Here is a 20,790-nt window from a genome sequence, read left to right as displayed (position 1 = left end):
TTCATAAAACGGCCGAGAAGACTACAAATGCCGGATAATTTCCGGCAGATGTTTCAAAAATCAAAAGTCGGGCTGGCGGGATTTGAACCCGCGGCCTCTTCGTCCCGAACGAAGCGCGCTACCAAACTGCGCTACAGCCCGATGTTAGACTTGCGCAAAAGACTTGCGCAAAATACTTGCACAAAGTACTTGCGTACAAAGTTCTAACAACGTCCGTAATGTTACAGGCTGGCGCATACAAATATTTTGTTGCGCTTGCTTAGCTTGTGTTCTTATCTGTATTACCTAGTAGCTACAATTAGCGTTTATGACTGACACCAATACTGCAATGTCTGCCGCGCAAAACGCCGCAGAAAACGAAGCAACAGATACTACCACAGATATCGCCAACGAAATCGACACTGTTGAACATGCCGAAATGTTACTCGCTCAAGACGAGGCAATCGCCAAGCGTGTAAACGAAGGCGCAACTCTGGACGAAGCAATCGACCCAAGCAATAAAGAGTTTGGCCCTCTTGCGCACCCAGAGCAGGTGCAGATGCGCGTTGCTAAGCGTGCGATGCTTCTTAAGGAAGGCGTGCAGCCTTACCCTGTGCATCTTAACGTTACGGATACTATCGAGCAGGTTCGTAAGCAGTTCGACGGCAAGCTTGAAGCAGGCGAAGAAACCGATACCGAGGTTGGTATTGCAGGTCGCGTGCTTTTCTTGCGTAACGCTGGCGGCTTGTGCTTCGTTAAGCTTTCTGCCGGTGATGGCACGACGATTCAGGCCATGGTTTCCAAGAAGGAAATTGGTGAGGAGTCCATTAAAAGCTTTAAGCAGATGGTTGATTTGGGCGACCACCTTTACGTTCGCGGTCGCGTGATTTCGTCTAAGACCGGCGAGCTTTCCGTTTTTGCAACCGAGTGGGCGATTGCAGCTAAGGCTTTGCAGCCTCTTCCGGCTTTGCACAAGGAATTAAGCGACGATACTCGTACGCGCAAGCCATATATTGGTATGATTGCGGACGAGAAGATTCGCGATATGGTTCGCAGGCGTTCGCATGCTGTGGCTTCTCTTCGCCGCACTTTCGACAGTCACGACTTCTTGGAAGTCGAAACCCCAATGTTGCAAACTGTTCACGGCGGTGCTGCTGCTCGTCCGTTCACAACTCACATGAACGCTTTTGACATTGATCTTTATTTGCGCATCGCTCCAGAGCTTTTCTTGAAGCGCTGCTTGGTTGGTGGCATTGACCGCGTGTTTGAAATCAACCGCGATTTTAGAAACGAAGGCGTGGACGCAACTCACGCCCCAGAGTTTACAATGCTCGAAGCTTACCAAGCTTACGGCACTTACGATACGATTGGCGCTCTTACTAAGGAGCTGATTCAGAAGGCTGCTATCGACGCTTTCGGCTCTACCAAGGTGACTTTGCTTAACGGCGAAGAGTACGATTTTGGTGGCGAATGGAAGCAGATTACAATGTACGGCTCGCTTTCTGAGGCTTTGGGCGAGGAGATTACGCCGGAAACTTCCGTTGAGCATTTGGGTGCGATTGCAGACAAGCTTGGCGTTGAGCGCGACGACGTTGAGAATCACGGCAAGTTGGTTGAGCACTTGTGGGAGCACTTCTACGAGGATAAGCTTTACGAGCCAACGTTTGTGCGCGACTTCCCAGTGGAGACCAGCCCGCTTGTTAAGGGTCACCGCACGAAGCCTGGAATGGTTGAAAAGTGGGATTTGTACGTGCGCGGCTTTGAGCTTGCAACCGGCTATTCTGAGCTTAACGATCCTGTTGTGCAGCGCGAGCGCTTTGTGGCTCAGGCTAAGGATGCTTTGGCTGGCGATGTTGAGGCAATGGATATTGACGAGGACTTCATTGAGGCTCTCGGCGTTGGTATGCCTCCTGCCGGCGGTATGGGCATGGGTATTGATCGCTTGCTGATTGCTCTTACGGGCGCAACTATTCGCGAGACGATTACGTTCCCACTTGTGAAGCCTCTTCGCTAGTTGACGCTAATTGACGCAAAGTAAAATTTAATTCATGTAGTCGTACGAAACGAATAGACTAGGTAATTATGACATATAAATTAGTATTGCTCCGACATGGTCAGAGCGCATGGAATAAGACCAATCAGTTCACTGGTTGGGTTGATGTACCGCTGACTGAGCAGGGTGTTGAGGAAGCTAAGCATGGTGGCGAGCTTCTTAAAGAGAAGAACGTTCTTCCAGACATCGTGTTCACTTCTTTGCTTCGTCGTGCTATCAACACCGCGAATTACGCGCTTGATGCAGCCGACCGCTTGTGGATTCCAGTTCGCCGCAGCTGGCGTTTGAACGAGCGTCACTATGGCGCTTTGCAAGGTAAGAACAAGTCTGAGATTCGTCAGGAATATGGCGATGAGAAGTTCATGATTTGGCGTCGTTCTTACGCAACTCCACCTCCTGAGATTGATCCAAACGATGAGTATTCTCAGACTAACGATCCTCGTTACGCAGGCGATCCAGTTCCAGAAACTGAAGCTTTGGCAAATGTTGTGACTCGCGTAACGCCTTACTGGGAGTCCGATATTATTCCTGAGCTTAAGTCTGGAAAGACCGTGATGATTGCAGCTCATGGCAACAGCTTGCGTGCAATTGTGAAGATGCTTGACGGTTTGAGCGAGGAAGAGATTTCTAAGGTCAATATTCCTACCGCTATTCCGCTGCTTTACGAGTTGGATGAGAACTTCAAGCCAATCAAGCCTCGCGGTGAGTATTTGGATCCAGAAGCTGCTGCTGCCGGCGCTGCCGCTGTTGCAGCTCAGGGTCAGAAGTGAGCTTAAGTCGAGCTTAAGAAGGCTTAAGAAGGCTTAAGAAGACTTATTTAAGGCTTAGCTAATACTTAGCGAAAAATTAAAAAGAAAATTTAAGAAAATATTATAAAAGTACTTGCGTAATATTAACTAGCATCGTATACTTATAAATATCTTCTTTCTAATTTCTCTATCGGGTGAATTTGTTGCGTATTGCAAATTCACCCGTTTCTTTTTTATTTACGATTGAGCGCATCTGCAATATTCTAGGAATTTTTATACGCCCCCCCCCCCTAATAAGTATTGAATGAATAATAATTTAGTTTTTAGATGTGGGGGATTGGGGGCGCTACTAAATATAGTGGTATAGCATTGTATAAATATTAATCTTGCATAACAAATATGCACTGTTTATGTGCCGCTTATACGCTGCTTAATATATGTCACTCAACGCTCTAAAATATCAGCGCTACGCAACCACAAGCGCTACGCAATCACAGTGTCTTTATCTGGCTCAGGCTTCTTTGTTGGATCAAATCCCGAAACAATAAACACAATCTGCCTTGCAACAGCAACGCTGTGGTCGCCAATGCGCTCAATAAAGCGGCTCAGCAGCACAATGTCAATCAGCTGCCTGCGCGTGCCGTGCCAATTTTCACCTTCAACAAGCGCAAAAATCTCCTCATGCAGCTTGTCTAGCGAGTCATCTCCAGCAATAATGGTTTCCGCCATTTTTACGTCGCGATTAGCAACCATGGTAGTTAATCGCCCTGCAAGCTCGTGCAAAAAGTCAATCATCGCAACAATTGTTTCGCGCGCTTCTTGCACAATAGCGGACTCTGGCCAAGTTCGCCTAGTGATTTGCGCAATATGACTAGTTAAGTCGCCCATGCGCTCGAAAGTTGCCGCCAAACGCATAGTGGCAACAACTTCGCGCAAGTCCGTTGCAACCGGGTTTTGGCGCGCGAGAAGAGTTAAGCACTGATCAATAGTGCTGGCTTCCAAAGCGTCCAAATCCGCGTCTTTGTCAATAACGGTTTGCGCAGATTCCAAATCCGCGTTCACAAGTGCGTTTCCCGCGTCGTTCATAGCTTTCGACACAAGTTCCGCCATGCGTTCGAGGTTTGCAGATACGGCCTTCATTTCTTCGTTGAAAATCACTCGCATGGTGCATCCTTTCGTTGTTGCAATAAGCTTTATGTGCGCATCCTTTCTAATTATAGACGACGCTAGTAACGAAGCGGCCGAAACTGCTCAGCTGCGAGTAGTCTATGCCGCTTTTTATTTGCAGAGTTACCAAAGTGCGCAAAATATGAGATTATAATAGTATGCCTGATTCTTCAGCCGTAGTATTTATTGCGTTTGGCGTGCTCTCGCTTTGCGTTGTGCTTGCGTTATGCGTTTTTGCGTCGGATTGGTTTTCGCCGTTGTGGCGTTTTTTGCTGCGCGCGTTTAAAAGAGTTAATATTTCACGCGGCTTAACTTCTAATCATGCTTACGATTCTTACGATTCAGATCTCAACTCAGGCCGCGAATCCGAAAATCTTTCCGATTTAGACGACCTAAGTTCGGATGCGTCTCAAGTTTTGGCAATGCTCGACATGCCGACTGTTGTAATCGACTCCGAAAATGACGTAATTCGCGCAAGCTCCGAAGCTTATTTGCTGGGCGTTGTTATTGACGATTCGCTCTGCCAGTCGCGCGTGCTTCAAGCTGTTAATTCCGTTCGCAATTCCGGGGGATTTGAGCGTCTTTCTTTGGTGACTTCAACTCCAGAGCGTTATAAAATTGCGGATGATTCCGAAGAATCGACTACGATTTCGCGCCCAAATTGGCTGAATATTACGGCAGGTAGCGTTGGTGGCGGTGTGGTTGTGTTGATTATTGAGGACACGAGTGCGGCTCACCGTTTTGCGCAAACTCGAGACGACTTTATTGCAAACGTTTCTGATCAGCTAATAAATTCCACGCGCAGCTTAACTCAGCTTACTAAAGTTTTGCAGGAAGCTAACGTTTCTACGCAAAAAGTTAAGGAAATAGCGAAAATCGCAAATAAATCTTCCACAAAACTTGAGCATATGCTTGAAGATTTACTGTGGCTTGTTCGTGCGCAAAATCCTATTGACGTAAATGCGTCTAAATTGTTGTCGGTTGCAGATTTGCTTGAGTCTGTTAAAAATCAGACTGACTCTTTTGCTCAAAATTGCGGCGTTTTGCTTAAGATAAAAGCTGATTCTTCTTTGCGCGTGCGCGGTGACGGCGATCAGATTAAAGCTGCGATTCGTAAGTTAATTGAAAACGCGATTACGTATTCGCCTCAAAACGCTACCGTTTCAATATCTGCCGCGTCTTCTTCGGACGGTTGTTACGCTGTAATTCGCGTGGTTGACAGGGGTGTTGGTATTGATTTAGAAGATCAGTCGCGCATTTTTGAGCGTTTTTATCGTGCGCACAATCAGAGTAATAAAAGTCAGGATGGTGTTGGCTTGGGTCTTGCGATTGCTAAGCATGTGGCACTTACGCATCACGGAAGTATTACATTGTGGAGCAGGCCGGGCCAGGGGACTACAGTTAGTTTTGCTGTGCCGATTGCGAATAATTAAGTTTCGCGAATATAAGTTATTTTCCGAGCCGGCGATAATCCCAGCGGTCAAAGTGCTCCCAAATTAAAAGCAGAACGCCAATAATCATGCCGCTTGCGCAAACTAGCGCGGGAAACCAAGTAGTAATATGCAAAAACGCAATAATAACCGTAACTACTGTTGCAATAAGCCAAGCTATTGTACCTATCGAAAAAACCTTACGCAAATCTACGCGCAGTGGCTTTGGTGTAGACTTTCGTGCATCTGGATTAACTATAGGTGCTAATTTCATACTCTAACCATACAACTGAGTCGAGTCTAAAAATTACGCACGAGATTATGCAGGGCGATTATGCACGTTATTGCGCACGTTATTATGCACGTTATTGCGCACTCGATTTCGTATGTTATTGCGCACAGGATTGCGCAGCGCGATTCCAATAAGTGTTTCCTACATCCGCGCCACGTTGTAATCTTAAATAGATGTGTCTGTGGAAGGCGTGCGTTGGGTGTCGCTAAATCCACAATATTCACAGCATTTACAGGCAAAGTTTACGTAAGAAAGTGATTCGTATGAAGCGTGCTGCACATGGTGCTCCGAAGGCAAAGGGGCGTAGTTATTCGCCGCTTTCGCTTTTTGTAGCACAGCATGGTGAGCATGGTGCGCACGGTTCGCACAGTGAGCGTACTTCTTCGCATAGCTCTCGCACTTCGCGCGGAGCTCACGGCCTTCATGGCGCGCGTTCTTACCAAACTAATCGCAATAGTGAGCGTTTAGCTGCACTTTCAGCAAGCAATGGTGCTGTTGTTGAGGTTTCGGATGCTGTTGCCGAGCGTTTGCAAGAGATTATGCCGCAAAGCCGTCGCGAAATCAGGTTGTCTAGGCTTGCTAATGAGCGTCGTCGTCGCCTGCTTGTTTCAACTTCTATGATTGCTATGATTGGCGCTGTTGCGGCAACAATGTCGCTTACAAAAATTAATACTTTTGATTCTCGCGCATCAGAGCTTGAGCATGGCATAACTAGCGTTGATGATTCTTCGGCTTTGAACGTATCTCGCTCTAGTCAGCGAACTTCGATTGATTCGCCAGATTCTATGGATGCAATCAATAACGCTGTTGACTCTATTGAAAACGCTAGTGGCTCAGACTCCGGTGATGCTTCACATGCAGCTCATGCCGCTCATGCTGCACACGCTGCACGCGCTGATTATGATGCAAATACTAATAATTCCGGCGCTTATGCTTCTTCGGGAATTTCCGGCCTTTTGGGTATTTCGACTGCAAGAAGCGCTGCAAGTTCGCATCCTGGAACCGCTTCTGTAACGTCTTCTAAGTCGGATTCTTGGAAGCTGGGCGCGGATTCAGGTTTTAATATTGCGGAAATGTCGCGTTCTGCTGCAGATAATCCTAAAGTCGCTTTGCTTATGGATAAAGACTTTGACGTATTGCCAAAGGGCTTTAATCCAAATCATGCAACTGGGGATACCGGTAACGCGTATGAGTTCAGCCAGTGCACTTGGTGGGTGTATGTGCGTAGATCTCAACTTGGTTTGCCTGTTGGTTCGCATTTTGGCAACGGAAACATGTGGGCTGATTCTGCGCGCGGACTCGGGTATTGGGTTGATCGCACACCTCGCCACGTTGGAGATGTTATGGTTTTCCGCGCTGGTCAGGCTGGTTCGGATCCGTTCTACGGACATGTTGCAATTGTTGAGAAGATTAATTCAGACGGTTCGATTGAAACTTCGGAATCTGGCGCTTCTTTGCACGGAAAAACATTCTCTCGTAAGTTTGATGCAAAGCAGCTTTCTCAATATCAATTCATTCACTACTAAAGCATTACTAAGTGGCATAGTCACAATCCAAACACCGTTACTAATTCAGTCAGCGAACTGAGAAAGTAACAGTCATGTGTACTGGTGTAGAACGCAATCTGCGCCAAACGAGCATGTAGCAGCATAGTGTTAAACTTTCAGAAGTATGTTAAATCACAGTAAGATTTTTTCAGTTATTGCATCAGCGGTCACTGCGGCTTCAATGCTTGCTGTTATGGCTCCAGTTGCCATGGCAGAGTCTTCGCATGCGTCAGAGCAGGCGGCTGTTACTTCAACGCGCTCATTCCCAAAGATGTCGAGTGTGCGTCGAGATCTTTTGACTGAATCTACCTCTACTGATGTAGATTCCAACTCCAATTGGGGTGGAATTGAAAGCTTAAACGTTCCTCAAACTAAGACTCCTAGCGAACTTGCCGCTGCTGCTGCGCGAAACACTTATGAAGCTGCAGCAAGCCGTTCTGAGTACCGTGGTTCCGTTCAGCCTGTTCAGCAGGCTAATATTGTGCCGCCAAACGGTAAGTCTGTTGAGGCTTTGCTTAATTTCGCTACGCAATTCTTAGGTAAGGTGCCGTATCGCAGTGGCGGTACAACTCCTGCTGGCTGGGATTGCTCCGGCTTCGTGCAGTACGTTTTTGCGGCTGTTGGTGTTTCTTTGCCTCGTACTTCTGGCGCGCAGGCAACTGTTGGAACTCCAATCCCAAGTCTTGATCAAGCACAGCCGGGCGATATTATTGCCAACGGTCAGCATGCTTCTATTTATGTTGGTAACGGTATGGTAATTAATTCCCAGCTTGCCGGCACTAAGTACGATCCAATCCGCTACGTTTTCCCTGGTGGATATTCTATTCGTCGCGTCTTGTAGTTATATATCTCGTCTTGTAATTGTATTGCGTTTTGCGAGTATATAGCGTCTTGTAGTTATATATCGCAAAACTTGCGAGCAATCAATCTAAAATTACGCTACAATAGTAAATACGTTTGCGCACGAGTGACGCTGCTGCCGCAAGTGCCCGTATGAGGAGGTTGGCGATGATTCCCGAAAAAGCTGTTTTAGTTGGAGTTGATGGCTCTCACGCGAGTTATAAGGCAGTTTGGTGGGCTGCAAATTACGCAAAACATGCAGGCTTACAGTTGCAAATTGTTTGCGCGTATTCTTTGCCGAGTTATGCGGCGGTTTCGTTTGATGCTACTTATACTGCGATTGGTGACGATAACGCGGCTCATCACGATGCGCAAGAAATTCTTTCAAAAGCTAAAGCTGTGGCGCTTGAGCAGGGCGTTGACGCAACTACTCTGATTGTTACAGGCGACCCTTCGTCGGTTTTCGTGGAGCTTTCGCGCAATTATCAGCTTATTGTGATCGGTAACCGTGGTAAAGGCGGCTTGGCGGAGCGTTTGCTTGGAACAACCAGCTCTTCGTTGCCGGCGTACGCGTATTGCCCGATCGTGGTTGTGCCTTACACAGACGACGATGGTCAGCGAATACACTTAAATAACACGATTTCGCGCGTGGCTGTGGGTTCGGACGAATCTAAGTGGGGTCTTAAAGCGCTGGAAATTGCCGCTAATTTGGCGGATAGCTGGAATGCTGAGTTGGATGTTATTTCCGCGGTTCCAAGCGTGCAGGGCGCTGAGGGAGACACTGCAGTTATGGGATCTTATATGGAAGATCTTGAGGAGCGTGTGAAGCCTATTTTGCAAGGTTTGCCAGATTTGAAGATTCACCGCACTGTTGTGCCTGGTTCCGCTGTTGATGCGCTAACCCAGGCGAGCTTGAATCATGATCTTGTGGTTGTTGGTTCGCGCGGACGCGGCGGTTTTACTGGACTTTTGCTTGGTTCGATTAGCCAGGGCTTGCTGCAGCATTCTTCGAGGCCTGTGTACGTTGTGCCTAGAAAGTATGTGGAATTTAGCGCGGCTCAGGTTGCCGAGGCTCAAAAGCAGAGCGAGAATGCGTCTATTGACGATATTTCTGGCGTGCATGAGGTTGATGTTCCAAAGGCTGGGGCAGAAGCGGCCAAGGAGATTGAGCAGACGATTGATCCTTTGCGTTAGCGCTTAACCCGAGCGAGATAACGCTCGTGTTTGGAGCGTTGTTTGTGCTATATTGCTCCAAACGTGGGGTAGTTGTCTCGCGTTTGGAGGGTAATGTGTGCGTAAATGCTCCAAACCTGGGTAACTTCTCCCGCGTTTGGAGGGTTTTGGGTTGTGTTTTGCTCCAAACGTGGGGTATTTTTCACGCGTTTGGAGCGTTAAAGCGTCTAATCTTGCGGATTTTGCTCAGTATTTTCGTGCTTCTTTAGCATAAAACGCGCACGCCTTGCATCTTGCTTAGCTTTCTTTTCGGCGAGATCTTTCTTATTCATCTCAATTGCGCGCTCATAAATTTTGAGCAGCTCAAGCGCTTGGCTCTTAAAATCGTTATTCTTCGAATACTCGAGCACATTCGCCTTAAGCTGAGCCTGCTCAGCCTCGCTCATATTCAAAACTTTGCTAAAAACTGCCTTAAAATCTTCGCGAGTATCCCACTGATACCCGTTTTGACCGCTAATAATCTGGTCTTCGTTAGGCGCATCGTGCTTCACAAGCGCAAACAGTCCGGAAGCCATTGCTTCGAGCATAGAAAGCGAGTGCATTTCGGAAAGTGAGGCGGTGGTGTAGTAGTCCATCGCGTGCAAATACTTCGGAATTTCCGTGTGTGAAATCGGTCCAAGCAGGCAGATCCTATCGTCAAAACCGTTGTCTGCCACGCGATTTCGCAAGTCTTCCAAATCCGGTCCGCCGCCAATCACAAATAATCGCGCTTTTTCGCGAGGAAAATCGCAATACATAAAGTTGTCAATCAGCTCAGCAATATTTTTTTCTGCACCAATTCTTCCTACGAAAACGAAAAGCTTAGTCGAGTCCGAAACGCCGTATTTTTCGCGGAAAGCTTTACGGAAGGCAAGACGCTCTGGAGTAGGCAAAAACTGCTTGTATTCAACGGCATTGTTTAGCACAACAACTTTTTTATCTACCTTCTGACGGTCAATATAAGCCTGCGCTTTAGCAGACATGCTCGTAATAATTGTGGCATTTTTCGAAAATCGCATAAAATATTTCGCCGAAAGGTTGCGCGAAAACTCAGTAAAATGCTTCAAACCAATGTAAAACAGGAATTTATCGTATTCCGTGTGAAGTGTGTAAATAACAGGAATATGCTCTTTTTTCGCAACTTCCAAGCCTATTTCGCCAATTCCAAATTCGTTCTGAATATGAATAACATCCGGCTTGAATTTAAGTGGCAGCTGCTTTCGCATGTGGCCAATCGGAAGCGCCACGCGGTATTTGTAAAGCTTTTTAAGTAAGATTCCAGGCACATAGACGACGCCGTCTTCAAGCTTGGTTTTGCGCTGTTTTTCGGAGCCAACCGTGACCACAAGCACCTCGTGACCAAGCTCTTCATACATTTTTTTGAGCATGTATGACTGTGTTGCAACGCCATTTATGTACGGTGGATACGTTTCGGTAAAAATAGCGATTTTCAAAGTTTCCTCCGGTTGCATACATGCATGCGTAGCATCGTTATTGCGCAAGTATTCTGTGTACTAAATTCGTGTACTCAGTTCGTGTATTCAATTGTGCCACAAGTGGTGAATTTTGCGTGATTTTTGCTACGATTTTGTGGTGAATTTGCTACGATTTCTGCTACGATTTTTTCTACGATTTTTGGTGTGAATTTTGGTGCGATTTTTTGCCTTATCTTAGCGGCGAACAGTAACATTTACGCTTACTTTAGCCTCATTTTCGAGCGTATGCTTAACCGTGCAACCCCTGGAAATATGACGTTCCATGCGCTCTTTAAGTGCGGCCGCATCTTCCTGGCTTAATGCAGGTTTTGCCGAAGTTGCGTCAAGTGTAACGTCTTCTTGAAAACGCAAGTACGCTCCTTCTTCTGCGTCGTACGTGCCGTTTACCACAACTCGCGCGCCGGCAGACTCGCCAACAGCCTGCTCAGCCGCATACTGGCTACTAAGAGCGGTGCAACCGGCCAAAGCAATCTGCATCAGCTCAACTGGATTAAACATGCCGTCGCCGTGCCCAAACTTCAAGCTCGCACCGTCATCGCTGTGTGCTTCCCAAGTGCCGTCTTCTGCGCGCTCTACCCATAATCTTCTAGACATTTTTGCTCCTTTGCTACTGATTATCTAACTATTTTACGTCATATTGTTACCGCCACGACAGTCCAATTCTTACCGTGAATTGTTACCGTGAATTGTTACCATTGAATCATGGCTTTAACAGAAGAAGAACTTGCCGCAATTCGCGCGCGCATCCCACAAAAACCGCTTTCCAGCATCCCTACTCCTTACGAGGATTTAGTGCGAAAAATCCTTACGGAAGGCACTCTAAAATCAGATCGCACCGGCACTGGCACAATCTCACTTTTTGGCCAACAAATCCGCTTTGATATTAGTAAATACTTCCCGCTTATTACTACAAAAACCGTGTTTTTCAAAGGACTTGCGTACGAGTTACTTTGGTTCCTTAAGGGTTCGAGTAACGTGCGCTGGTTGCAAGAAAATGGCGTTCATATTTGGGACGAGTGGGCGGATGAAAACGGCGATTTGGGTCCTGTTTATGGCGTTCAGTGGAGGAGTTGGCCGGCGCCTACGGCGGAAAATCCGAACCGCACAATCGACCAAATCGCGAACGTGCTAGATCTTATGAAAAATCATCCGGATTCTCGCCGCATGATTGTTAGCGCTTGGAATCCTGCGGAAGTTGAGCATATGGCGTTGCCGCCTTGCCACTCGCTTTTCCAGTTCTACGTTGCTGACGGCAAGCTTTCGTGTCAGCTTTACCAGCGCTCTTGCGATATGTTCCTCGGCGTGCCGTTTAACATTGCGTCTTACTCGCTTTTGACGATGATGATGGCTCAGCAGGCAGGTTTGGAGCCTGGTGAGTTCGTGTGGACGGGCGGCGATTGCCATATTTACGACAATCACGTTGAGCAGGTGCTTGAGCAGCTTTCGCGCGAGCCATACCCGTATCCGCAACTTGAAATTCGTAAGGCAGATTCGATTTTTGACTACGATTACAGCGATTTTAAGGTTGTTGATTACAAGCATCATCCGACGATTAAAGCGCCGGTTGCTGTGTGATAATTGCGAAATATTTTGCGTGATTTTGGTTGATTGAGCGTGATTGAGCTTGATTTTGCTTGTGAGGTGCGAAAAATGGAAAGTAGCGTAAGTGCGGTGAATAATTTTCCGGTGCGACTTATTTGGGGTGAGGCTTTCGGTTTGGACGGTAAGCCTGGCGCTATGGGCGTGAACGGCGGAATGCCGTGGCGACTTTCTCCAGATTTGCGCTATTTTAAGGCGATGACAATCGGCTGCCCTGTGATTATGGGCCGCGGTACGTGGGATGCAATGCCGCCGAAATTCCGTCCGCTGCCAGGCCGCGAAAATATTGTGGTTACGCATAATCCTGATTTTGTGGCAGATGGAGCGCGTAGTTTTACTAGCATTGATGCGGCATTGGATTACGCGCGCGAATGGCTGGAAAATAAGGAAAAGCTCGAAAGTAAGGAAAGCGCATCTCAAGACGCATCTCAAGACTCTCCTCAAGACGGCCATGCAATTTGGGTTATTGGCGGTGCTGCGATTTTGCGCGAAATGCTTGCGAATTATCACGCGAACGCAGCTTACGTTACGCAAATCGACGCGAAAGTTGAAGCTGACACATTTGCTCCGAACATCCAAGAGCTTGTTGATTCCGGAAAATGGCATGTTGCGCGCGAAGGTGAGTGGCATGAAGCGCCGCTTAAAGTTGGTGACGAAAGCAATCCTGCACAATACCGGTTTATGGTATATGAGCCTGCGCAGTAAACAATAAATCACGAAGCAATCTGCAGAATGCGAAGAATATATAAATCAAGAAGTAATTTATAAACCCAAAAATAAACGAGGAAATATGACTGAAGAATCAAGCAAAATCAAGGTTGACGCGCGTCACCCATACACTGTTATGACGGTTTGCACCGGCAATATTTGCCGCTCGCCAATGGCGGAAATTGTATTGCGCAACGAGTTTCAATTGAGGGGATTGGGCGACGTTGTTGCAGTGCAATCTTGCGGAGTTAGCGACGAAGAGTACGGAAATCCGATTGACCGTCGCGCACAGCGTGAGCTTACGAAACGCGGGTATAGGATTCCTGCGTCGCATTTTGCGCATCGAATTGATGCGGATGAGATTGCGGAAACGAACCTGTTTTTGCCAATGACAGCTTCGCACATGCACTCACTTTTGCGCCTTCTTCCTGCACAAAAGCGCGAACTTGTGCACATGTATCGCACGTTTGATCCTGCGCTTCCTAAGCCGCAGTCGGGTCGCGAAATGCTGCTCGATTTGGCAGATCCATGGTACGGCGGCCCGCACGAGTTTGAGGTTGCGATGGATCAGATTGAACAGTGCGCGCCTTATATTGTCGATTGGGTTGAAAGTAGAATCGCGCGCGCTTAGCGCATGATTTGCGAATATAGTTTATGTATAATTTAGATATAGTTTTGTAAGTATAAATTACTGCTCTGCTACTTTTACTTGGGAGGATTTATGGCAGGTTTGGCTGTTGAAGACGTGCGCGCTCGCGTGCAAGACGCTTGGAATGATGTAGTTTCCGTGTTGAATAAGAAGATTTCGCTTGCTGCGGTTTCGGCTAAGGGTATTGCCGGCGAGCATATGCAAAAGTCCGCGCAATACGTGGCTGGGGTATTGCGTGAGGTTGGTATTGACGCGCGCGTTGAGCAGTCCACGAATCCGGACGGCACTCCGGGGGCTTTTGAAGTGGTCGGCTCGCGCATCGTAAACCCAAGCGCGCCAACGGTTTTGCTGTACGCGCATCACGATGTGCAGCCTGTTCCGGACCCATCCGAGTGGAACACGAACCCATTTGAAGGCAAGGAGATTGACGGTCGTCTTTACGGCCGCGGATCTGCCGACGATGGCGGCGGAATCGCAATTCACTACGGAGCTTTGCGCGCGCTAAGCGACGATTTGCGCGTAAATATTAAAGTTTTCATCGAAGGCGAAGAAGAAATGGGTTCGCCAAGCTTCATTCCGTTCATCGAGTCGCATAAGAACGAATTCGAATCAGACGTAATCATCGTGGCAGACTCCGGCAACTGGTCCGCAGAAATCCCAAGCCTCACAACGAGTTTGCGCGGAAATACCGACGTGGACGTAAAGGTTAAAGTTCTTGGTCATCAAGTACATTCCGGCCAGTTTGGCGGCCCGATTTTGGACGCTTACACTCTCGCTTCCATGCTTATTGCCTCGCTTTATAACAAGGATGGCGATTTGGCAGTGCCTGGAATTAAAGCCCAGGAGCCAGTCGGCGGTTTGCAGCGCGATTTGGACGAAGCGCAAGTGCGTGCCGACGCTTCCGTGGTTGATTCTTATAAGCTTGCAGGCACCGGTTCTCTCGCCGCGCGCATGTGGACTAAGCCGAGCCTGACGGTAATCGGCATGGACGCGCACCCAGTTGAGGGCAGTTTTAATGTGATTGCGCACGAAACTAAGTTGCGTCTTTCGCTTCGTACCGCGCCTTCGCAGCGTCCAGAAGAAGCGCAAAAAGCGTTGTGTGACTTCTTGGTATCTCACGCTCCTTTTGGTGCGGAAGTTACTGTAGAGCCGATTGATAACGGCATGGGTTGGGCAATGGATCCGGATGCTGTTGCAACAAAGGATGCGCTCGCTTCTATGCGCGATGCTTTTGGCGTGGAGCCGGTAAATAAGGGCGAGGGCGGCTCGATTCCGTTTATTCCAGAGCTTCAGCGCATATTCCCGAAAGCGCAAGTGCTTGTGACTGGTCCGGAAGACCCTAAGTCTAATGCGCACAGCCCTAACGAGTCGATTTCTCTTTCTGGATTGCGCGGAAATATTGTGACGGAAGCGCTGCTTTTGGATCGATTGGCTGAGTAATTTCGTTTCTACGTTGCGCTTATGCGTCTAGTCTGTTGAGTAATCTGCAAACATGACATGGAATCCATTTGCAAAGAAAACAGCTGCTAACGAAGCTAGCGTCGGCGCGTCTGCTCAGCAGAAATCAGACGAAAAAGCAGCTGAAAAATCAGACGAAAAATCAGCCGTGAAATCCCGCGAAAAAAACGCGCCAACTCCTAAGCGCAACGCGGCTCAAGCGCAAAATCTTCGTCCGCTTGTTCCAGCCGATCGCAAGGCTAGCGCAAAGCAGGCTCGCGCCAGAATTAGGCAGCGCGAAAATATCCAATACGAAGCAATGCGTACAGGTGATTTAGCGCATATGCCAAAGGTTGAGCAGCTTCCGTGGCGCGTTTATATTCGCGATTACGTGGACGCGCGCTTTAACATCGGCGAGTTTTTTGTGCCGTTTGCAATTGTGATTATGGTATGCCTGTTTGTGCTTTCGCGGTTTGTGATTGTGTACATTGCGCTCGCTGTGCTTCTGTACGCGTATCTTTTTGCTTCCGTGATTGACATGTTTATTATGTGGCGAAAGTTGCGTAAGGAGCTTGTGCGTCGTTATGGCGATGTTGCGGTGTCAAAGCAGTCGCGTTCCGGAATGTATGCCTGGAGCCGCGCGATGCAGATGCGACACTGGCGTTTGCCGAAACCAAGTTCGCCAAAGCGCGGAAATTGGCCGAAGTAAGCTGCAGTTAAGCGAAATTAAGCAATATTAAGCCAAGTTAAGCAATATAGTAATCGCAAACTTATTAATATTTGCACAACCTACTATTATTGTTTTGAGTACTCAAAATAACGCGAATATCATGGGGTAAACGCATGGCACAAGGTAAATCACAAGACAAATCGCATAGCACGAATCAGTCGGGAAATAAGTCCGCAAATAAGTCCACAAATAAAATGGGCATGCAGGGCATGTTTTCGCAGATTATCCGCATTTATAAGTACACGTATCCTGACGATAAGCAGCTTCCGCTGTGGCTGTCCGTGGCGTTTGCAGCGCCAATAGTCGTGGCTATTGTTTTTGGTTTGTTGCTGCGCTGGTCGATTTTTGCGTGGGTTATGATGATTGTTACGGCGGTGATGGCTGGTTTGCTGCTGTTTACGGTTGTGCTTACGAAGCGCGCGGATAAGGTTGGTTACGCGAAGTTGGAAGGTCGCCCAGGGGCAGCGGCTGGCATCGTTTCGGCGATTAACAAGGGCGGATTCACCTTCCCGCAGCAGCCGGTGTGGGTTGATCCTCGTACAAAGGACGCGATTTGGCGCGGCACTGGTTTTAACGGAATCTTCCTTGTTGGCGAGGGCAATTACGAGCGCTTAATGCACGCGATGGACCGCCAAGAGCACGCTATTAGAAGCGTTACGGCGGGATCGAATATACCTGTATACCGTATGGCTGTTGGTAATGGCGAAAACCAGGTGAAGCTTAAGGAATTGCGCGGAAAAGTGTTGCGCGCCAAGACTTTGCAGCCTTCGAATCACAAGTTTGCGCTGCTTAATAAGATTCATCCAAACCGCCGATTCTTCCTTACCAAAACGGAGCTGGCGATTTTGAACGAGCGTTTGCGCACTTTGCAAAGCAAGAGCGGATTCGGTATTCCTAAAGGTATTGATCCAACGCGTCCGCAGCGCATAAGCCGTCGTGCAATGCGCGGTAAGTAAATTTTAATATAGGATGATAAGCGTGCGTAAGTGCTGTTTGTTAGGTGCTTACGCACGTTTTTTATTGTTGCGTATTGCTCCAAACGTTGGGAAATTATACGGTGTTTGTTTTTCTGCATGCGTAACGGATATTTGCGTTTTTTCGTTACTGGCGCAGTCGGCATATTGCGTTAATAACGTATAACAGTGTTTTTTCGTTACTGGCGCAGATTATGTACTGCGTTATGGTCTATCAACCACATTCTTCGGCCCCTCGCGCAGTCGTCGCGACCAAGCTTGGAGGCGTGCGTCTACGCGCTGCCGTACAATCGTCAATCGACACGGGTGCTTTGTGTTGGTGCGTTATTGCGCGCAGCAGAGCTGAGAGAAAACCGCTTGAACGTGAATCCGGTTAATGCCGGCGCACGGAGGTCAGTTTTTCCCGTGCCTGAGAGGTGTTGCAAGGTTTCGTTGTAACGCAAGGTATTGCATTGCGCACAATGTAACGCATTGCAACGCATAATAAGAAAGGCACATTTTATGTCAGAAGAAAATTATCAGGTCAACATGCAGTGGCGTGTTGCAGACATCGCAGTTGCTTCTGTAATTGGCGTTGTTTCTGCTTTTATTTATTGGGTTGTTGCCATTTTTAGTGAGGTTCCATGGACTGCGCTAAACAGCATTCTTCCAGGTTTTGCAGGTCTTATTAACGGTCTTTGGCTCTTCGCTGCTCCTTTGGCCGCAGTAATCGTGCGTAAGCCGGGTGCTGCTATTTACGCTGAAGTCGTAGCTGGTGTGCTCGAAGCTTTGATGGGCAATCAGTGGGGCGGTGCTGAAACCTTCGCTATTGCAGTGGTTCAGGGTCTGTTTGCTGAAATTGCGTTCATTATTTTCGCTTACAAGAAGTGGAATTTGAACACAATGATTCTTTCCGGCGCATTGACTGGCATTGGTTGCTGGGGTTACACCTTCCTCGGTAAGTTGCAGGCTGTTAGCGTATTCGGCAAGTATGGTCTTCCATACTTCGTAAGCACAGTGGTTTCCGGCATTGTGATTGCAGGCATTTTGATGTGGTTCTTGTATGTGGGAATCGCTAAGACCGGCGCTCTGGATCAGTTTGCTTCCGGTCGTGAAATCCGCGAAAAATAGTAAATAGCGAGTAGTAAATAGCGTATTCGCAAAATTAAAATCTATCATTGCCATAAAGGATTTACTATGCCTGATGCTGTTAAATCGCAAGAATCTGAAACTTTCCTTCCATCAGCTTCAAGCGATTGCAATAGTGACAGCAGCGCTAATAACGCTAATAGAGCTAGCAAAGCTAATAACGCTGAGCTTCGTTTTGATCATTGGGGTTATCGTCATGCTTCCCGTCGCGCTTTTGCTGTGCGCGGGTTGGACCTCACGATTAAGGCGGGTCAGCGTGTGTTGCTGCTGGGTGCGTCAGGCATTGGTAAATCCACGATTTTAAGTGGTGCGGCAGGTCTTATTGGCAATGATTTTGTGGCGAAAAGTAGCGCGAAAGATAGCGCTACTAAATCCTCCGCAAATACTTCTGATACTTCCGCAAAATCCCATCAAACCACTCTCGTCGAAGATGCCGATGGTGGTGTGAGCGAGGGTTGCGTTTTGGTTGACGGCGTGCCAGTTCGCCGCGCGCGAGGCAAGGTTGGGCTTGTTTTGCAAGATCCGGATGCGCAAGCGATTTTCCAGCGTTTGGGAGATAACGTTGCTTTTGGTCCGGAAAATATGAACGTTCCGCGCGAAGAGATTTGGGATCGTGTGCGCGAAAGTCTTAAAAAAGTTGGGTTGGATGGCTTGCAGTTGCACCGTTCAACTTCGCATTTAAGCGGCGGTCAGATGCAGCGTTTGGCTCTTGCGGGTGCTCTTGCGATGCAGCCGAGCGTGCTGCTTTTGGACGAGCCAACTGCGAATTTGGATCCGGACGGTACGCAGCAGATTGTGGGTGCGGTGCGCGCGGTTTTGGATTCGACGCACGCCACTATGGTGCTTGTGGAGCATCACGCAGAGCCTTGGATTGACATGATCGACCGCGTGGTTGTGCTTGGGCTTGAGAATGATGAAGCTGCGAACGGAAAAGATGCGAACGACGAAACTGTTCACGACGAAACCGTTCACGACGACGATATTGCGCGCGCTGCTTCATCGCGCACGGTGATTGTGGCGGACGGCACGCCGGACGAGGTGTTTAATCGCACTGATTTGGACTTTGAAGATCTTGGTATTTGGATTCCAGAGCGCTACAAGAAAAACGTAAAATCTTCTGTAGATACTTCTTCCGTAAGTAAATCTTCCGAAAATATAGAAGATTTCGCACAAAATCCTGCACAAAATACTACACAATCTTACGGAGAAGTCCTGCTTTCTACGAAGGATCTCGCAATCAGCCATAGCAGCGAGCCGATTGCGCGTCATATCAATCTTGAGTTTAGATCTGGGCAGATTACGGCTTTGGTTGGCGCGAACGGCACTGGAAAATCAACGCTTTCGCTAACTTTGGCGGGTCTTTTGCCGGCTGTAAGTGGCGATGTTGTGGCGAGCGAGGCTCTTGCGAAAGGCGCGAACGGCACGAATCCAATGAAGTGGAAGTCGCCGGATTTGGCGAAGCGAATTTCGTACGTTTTTCAGAATCCGGAGCATCAGTTCGCGTGTGGTTCGGTGCTGGACGAGGTTATGCTTGGCCCGCTTCGCACGGGCGTGCCGGCGGATGAGGCGCGCGCGAAGGCTCAGGAGTTGCTGAAGCGATTCCGTTTGGCGCGCTATGCGAAGGCGAATCCGTACACGCTTTCGGGAGGTGAAAAGCGGCGACTGACTGTTGCTGCGTCGCTTGCTGCAGCTCCGCGCGTGCTGATTTTGGACGAGCCTACTTTTGGTCAGGATCGCAAAACTTGGCTGCAAATTATTCGCCTGATTGCAAGCCTTCGTAGCGAGGGTGTGAGCATTATTGTGGTGACGCATGATCGTGAGCTGGTTGAGGCGTTAGGCGCGCGCTTGGTGGAGCTTGTGCCGGATTCGAAAACTGAAGCTTCTGAAGCTCTTTCCGCCACCACCGGCGCAACCGACATTTCGCGAATCAAAGTGAGTGCCGTCAACAATCGCGGCGAAAAGCCGAAACTTTCAAGCCGTTCGCCGCTTATTGCGTCGATGAATCCGGTATTTCGTATTTTTGGAGCGTTCGCGGCTTCGATTCCGCTGATTTTTACGCTTGATTGCGTGTCGGCTTCTGTGGCGCTGGTGCTGGAATTTGCGATTTTCGCATGCATCAAACTTACTCCGTGGCGTGTGATTCGCCTTTCCTGGCCTGTGTGGGTGGGTGCGCCGACTTCCGCGCTCACTGTGCTGCTATACGGCAAAAGTGGCGGAAATACTTGGTTCCAGTGGTGGCTTATGCATGCTACGGACCGATCGGCGATGCTGGCCGTTGCAACTTCGCTTAGGATTTTGGCGATTGGTATTCCGTCGATTGTGATGGTGATTGGCATGGACGCAACCGATTTGGCGGATGCGTTTAGCCAGGTGTTGCATTTGCCGGACCGATTCGTGTACGGCGGTTTGGCGGGAATTAGGCTTTTTGGCGTGCTGCAGGATGATTGGGCGGCGCTGACGGCGTCGAGGCGTTCGCGCGGGCTTGGCGATGAGCATCGCGTGAGGGCGTTCTTCCCGCAGTCGTTTGCGCTGCTTGTGCTTTCGATTCGACGTTCGACGACGCTCGCCACGGCTATGGAAGCGCGCGGTTTTGGGGGAGTTGGGGCGCGTTCGCACGCTCGCGTGAGTAGTGTGCATGCGCGCGATTGGTGGATTTTTGCGGTTTGCGTGATTGTGCCGCTGGTTTCGGTTGCGTCTGCGCTTTACTTCGGTACTTTCGCCTTCCTTGGCGGTGCGTGATACCGGCTGGGGTATCGTAGCGGCCTTTCCTTTACGACTCCGTAGAGTTTCTGTCGCTTTT

18 protein-coding genes, 1 tRNA gene and 1 riboswitch are annotated in these 20,790 nt (G+C 48.6%); of the genes, 14 read left to right on the top strand and 5 right to left on the bottom strand.

Annotation, left to right across the window (positions count from 1 at the left end; all coding sequences use genetic code 11):
* Window positions 1–67: 67 nt before the first annotated feature.
* Window positions 68–141, bottom strand: a tRNA-Pro gene (locus CGSMWGV1500E_RS01735).
* A 166-nt stretch (window positions 142–307) separates the two neighbouring features.
* On the opposite strand from CGSMWGV1500E_RS01735, the gene lysS reads away from it, so the two are divergent.
* Both lysS and CGSMWGV1500E_RS01745 read left to right on the top strand, forming a co-directional pair.
* A complete protein-coding gene (gene lysS, locus CGSMWGV1500E_RS01740) occupies window positions 308–1,993 on the top strand; it encodes a lysine--tRNA ligase (RefSeq protein WP_004128803.1) in 1,686 nt (561 codons plus the stop codon).
* Between the two features lie 68 nt (window positions 1,994–2,061).
* The gene (locus CGSMWGV1500E_RS01745) at window positions 2,062–2,802 is read left to right on the top strand and encodes a phosphoglyceromutase (protein ID WP_004128801.1); all 741 of its coding nucleotides are present in this window, start codon (window positions 2,062–2,064) and stop codon (window positions 2,800–2,802) included.
* 462 nt (window positions 2,803–3,264) lie between these two features.
* On the opposite strand, the gene phoU is transcribed toward CGSMWGV1500E_RS01745, so the two are convergent.
* Window positions 3,265–3,945 carry a phosphate signaling complex protein PhoU gene (gene phoU / locus CGSMWGV1500E_RS01750; RefSeq protein ID WP_004128799.1) on the bottom strand — a complete coding sequence of 227 codons (681 nt, stop codon included), beginning with the start codon at window positions 3,943–3,945 and terminating at the stop codon, window positions 3,265–3,267.
* Between the two features lie 161 nt (window positions 3,946–4,106).
* Here phoU and CGSMWGV1500E_RS01755 point away from each other — a divergent pair, with 161 nt between their 5' ends.
* Complete coding sequence (locus CGSMWGV1500E_RS01755; RefSeq protein WP_004128798.1) at window positions 4,107–5,381, top strand: sensor histidine kinase; 1,275 nt, start codon at window positions 4,107–4,109, stop codon at window positions 5,379–5,381.
* Window positions 5,382–5,397: 16 nt separating this feature from the next.
* On the opposite strand, the gene CGSMWGV1500E_RS01760 is transcribed toward CGSMWGV1500E_RS01755, so the two are convergent.
* The gene (locus tag CGSMWGV1500E_RS01760; protein WP_004128796.1) at window positions 5,398–5,652 is read right to left on the bottom strand and encodes a DUF2530 domain-containing protein; all 255 of its coding nucleotides are present in this window, start codon (window positions 5,650–5,652) and stop codon (window positions 5,398–5,400) included.
* Window positions 5,653–5,933: 281 nt separating this feature from the next.
* On the opposite strand from CGSMWGV1500E_RS01760, the gene CGSMWGV1500E_RS01765 reads away from it, so the two are divergent.
* The 3 genes from CGSMWGV1500E_RS01765 (at window position 5,934) to CGSMWGV1500E_RS01775 (ending at window position 9,251) form a co-directional block, all read left to right on the top strand.
* Window positions 5,934–7,196 carry a CHAP domain-containing protein gene (locus CGSMWGV1500E_RS01765; RefSeq protein WP_004128794.1) on the top strand — a complete coding sequence of 421 codons (1,263 nt, stop codon included), beginning with the start codon at window positions 5,934–5,936 and terminating at the stop codon, window positions 7,194–7,196.
* A gap of 145 nt (window positions 7,197–7,341) precedes the next feature.
* Window positions 7,342–8,058, top strand: a complete 717-nt coding sequence (locus tag CGSMWGV1500E_RS01770; protein ID WP_004128792.1) for a C40 family peptidase — start codon at window positions 7,342–7,344, stop codon at window positions 8,056–8,058.
* Window positions 8,059–8,225: 167 nt separating this feature from the next.
* Window positions 8,226–9,251 (top strand): universal stress protein, encoded by a 1,026-nt coding sequence (locus CGSMWGV1500E_RS01775; protein ID WP_004128790.1) that lies wholly within the window; start codon window positions 8,226–8,228, stop codon window positions 9,249–9,251.
* Between the two features lie 206 nt (window positions 9,252–9,457).
* On the opposite strand, the gene CGSMWGV1500E_RS01780 is transcribed toward CGSMWGV1500E_RS01775, so the two are convergent.
* Both CGSMWGV1500E_RS01780 and CGSMWGV1500E_RS01785 read right to left on the bottom strand, forming a co-directional pair.
* Window positions 9,458–10,741 carry a glycosyltransferase gene (locus CGSMWGV1500E_RS01780; protein WP_004128789.1) on the bottom strand — a complete coding sequence of 428 codons (1,284 nt, stop codon included), beginning with the start codon at window positions 10,739–10,741 and terminating at the stop codon, window positions 9,458–9,460.
* A 198-nt stretch (window positions 10,742–10,939) separates the two neighbouring features.
* The gene (locus tag CGSMWGV1500E_RS01785) at window positions 10,940–11,359 is read right to left on the bottom strand and encodes an OsmC family protein (RefSeq protein WP_004128786.1); all 420 of its coding nucleotides are present in this window, start codon (window positions 11,357–11,359) and stop codon (window positions 10,940–10,942) included.
* A gap of 108 nt (window positions 11,360–11,467) precedes the next feature.
* Here CGSMWGV1500E_RS01785 and CGSMWGV1500E_RS01790 point away from each other — a divergent pair, with 108 nt between their 5' ends.
* From CGSMWGV1500E_RS01790 to CGSMWGV1500E_RS01825, 8 genes are all read left to right on the top strand, one after another.
* Complete coding sequence (locus tag CGSMWGV1500E_RS01790; RefSeq protein ID WP_004128784.1) at window positions 11,468–12,340, top strand: thymidylate synthase; 873 nt, start codon at window positions 11,468–11,470, stop codon at window positions 12,338–12,340.
* A gap of 75 nt (window positions 12,341–12,415) precedes the next feature.
* A complete protein-coding gene (locus CGSMWGV1500E_RS01795; RefSeq protein ID WP_004128783.1) occupies window positions 12,416–13,069 on the top strand; it encodes a dihydrofolate reductase in 654 nt (217 codons plus the stop codon).
* A gap of 85 nt (window positions 13,070–13,154) precedes the next feature.
* On the top strand, window positions 13,155–13,703 hold the full coding sequence (locus CGSMWGV1500E_RS01800; protein WP_004128781.1) for a low molecular weight protein-tyrosine-phosphatase: 549 nt from the start codon (window positions 13,155–13,157) through the stop codon (window positions 13,701–13,703).
* A 90-nt stretch (window positions 13,704–13,793) separates the two neighbouring features.
* The gene (locus CGSMWGV1500E_RS01805) at window positions 13,794–15,161 is read left to right on the top strand and encodes a dipeptidase (protein WP_004128774.1); all 1,368 of its coding nucleotides are present in this window, start codon (window positions 13,794–13,796) and stop codon (window positions 15,159–15,161) included.
* A gap of 52 nt (window positions 15,162–15,213) precedes the next feature.
* Complete coding sequence (locus CGSMWGV1500E_RS01810; RefSeq protein WP_004128773.1) at window positions 15,214–15,867, top strand: DUF3043 domain-containing protein; 654 nt, start codon at window positions 15,214–15,216, stop codon at window positions 15,865–15,867.
* 134 nt (window positions 15,868–16,001) lie between these two features.
* Window positions 16,002–16,844 (top strand): DUF4191 domain-containing protein, encoded by an 843-nt coding sequence (locus CGSMWGV1500E_RS01815; protein WP_004128771.1) that lies wholly within the window; start codon window positions 16,002–16,004, stop codon window positions 16,842–16,844.
* A gap of 310 nt (window positions 16,845–17,154) precedes the next feature.
* Window positions 17,155–17,271: riboswitch (TPP riboswitch) on the top strand.
* Between the two features lie 92 nt (window positions 17,272–17,363).
* Complete coding sequence (locus tag CGSMWGV1500E_RS01820) at window positions 17,364–17,972, top strand: ECF transporter S component (RefSeq protein WP_004128767.1); 609 nt, start codon at window positions 17,364–17,366, stop codon at window positions 17,970–17,972.
* Between the two features lie 66 nt (window positions 17,973–18,038).
* Window positions 18,039–20,729, top strand: coding sequence for an ATP-binding cassette domain-containing protein (locus CGSMWGV1500E_RS01825; RefSeq protein ID WP_004128766.1), 2,691 nt, complete (start codon window positions 18,039–18,041; stop codon window positions 20,727–20,729).
* Window positions 20,730–20,790: the final 61 nt, after the last annotated feature.

This window comes from Gardnerella vaginalis 1500E (assembly GCF_000263595.1).
Lineage (GTDB): Bacteria > Actinomycetota > Actinomycetes > Actinomycetales > Bifidobacteriaceae > Bifidobacterium > Bifidobacterium vaginale_E.
This window is presented reverse-complemented; position numbering and strand designations above follow the sequence as displayed.

What these genes read in the sequence shown, in the direction of transcription:
- lysS (WP_004128803.1), top strand. Translation starts at nt 308, where the DNA reads ATGACTGACACCAATACTGCAATGTCTGCCGCGCAAAACGCCGCAGAA.
- CGSMWGV1500E_RS01745 (WP_004128801.1), top strand. Translation starts at nt 2,062, where the DNA reads ATGACATATAAATTAGTATTGCTCCGACATGGTCAGAGCGCATGGAAT.
- phoU (WP_004128799.1), bottom strand. Translation starts at nt 3,945, where the DNA reads ATGCGAGTGATTTTCAACGAAGAAATGAAGGCCGTATCTGCAAACCTC.
- CGSMWGV1500E_RS01755 (WP_004128798.1), top strand. Translation starts at nt 4,107, where the DNA reads ATGCCTGATTCTTCAGCCGTAGTATTTATTGCGTTTGGCGTGCTCTCG.
- CGSMWGV1500E_RS01760 (WP_004128796.1), bottom strand. Translation starts at nt 5,652, where the DNA reads ATGAAATTAGCACCTATAGTTAATCCAGATGCACGAAAGTCTACACCA.
- CGSMWGV1500E_RS01765 (WP_004128794.1), top strand. Translation starts at nt 5,934, where the DNA reads ATGAAGCGTGCTGCACATGGTGCTCCGAAGGCAAAGGGGCGTAGTTAT.
- CGSMWGV1500E_RS01770 (WP_004128792.1), top strand. Translation starts at nt 7,342, where the DNA reads ATGTTAAATCACAGTAAGATTTTTTCAGTTATTGCATCAGCGGTCACT.
- CGSMWGV1500E_RS01775 (WP_004128790.1), top strand. Translation starts at nt 8,226, where the DNA reads ATGATTCCCGAAAAAGCTGTTTTAGTTGGAGTTGATGGCTCTCACGCG.
- CGSMWGV1500E_RS01780 (WP_004128789.1), bottom strand. Translation starts at nt 10,741, where the DNA reads ATGCAACCGGAGGAAACTTTGAAAATCGCTATTTTTACCGAAACGTAT.
- CGSMWGV1500E_RS01785 (WP_004128786.1), bottom strand. Translation starts at nt 11,359, where the DNA reads ATGTCTAGAAGATTATGGGTAGAGCGCGCAGAAGACGGCACTTGGGAA.
- CGSMWGV1500E_RS01790 (WP_004128784.1), top strand. Translation starts at nt 11,468, where the DNA reads ATGGCTTTAACAGAAGAAGAACTTGCCGCAATTCGCGCGCGCATCCCA.
- CGSMWGV1500E_RS01795 (WP_004128783.1), top strand. Translation starts at nt 12,416, where the DNA reads ATGGAAAGTAGCGTAAGTGCGGTGAATAATTTTCCGGTGCGACTTATT.
- CGSMWGV1500E_RS01800 (WP_004128781.1), top strand. Translation starts at nt 13,155, where the DNA reads ATGACTGAAGAATCAAGCAAAATCAAGGTTGACGCGCGTCACCCATAC.
- CGSMWGV1500E_RS01805 (WP_004128774.1), top strand. Translation starts at nt 13,794, where the DNA reads ATGGCAGGTTTGGCTGTTGAAGACGTGCGCGCTCGCGTGCAAGACGCT.
- CGSMWGV1500E_RS01810 (WP_004128773.1), top strand. Translation starts at nt 15,214, where the DNA reads ATGACATGGAATCCATTTGCAAAGAAAACAGCTGCTAACGAAGCTAGC.
- CGSMWGV1500E_RS01815 (WP_004128771.1), top strand. Translation starts at nt 16,002, where the DNA reads ATGGCACAAGGTAAATCACAAGACAAATCGCATAGCACGAATCAGTCG.
- CGSMWGV1500E_RS01820 (WP_004128767.1), top strand. Translation starts at nt 17,364, where the DNA reads ATGTCAGAAGAAAATTATCAGGTCAACATGCAGTGGCGTGTTGCAGAC.
- CGSMWGV1500E_RS01825 (WP_004128766.1), top strand. Translation starts at nt 18,039, where the DNA reads ATGCCTGATGCTGTTAAATCGCAAGAATCTGAAACTTTCCTTCCATCA.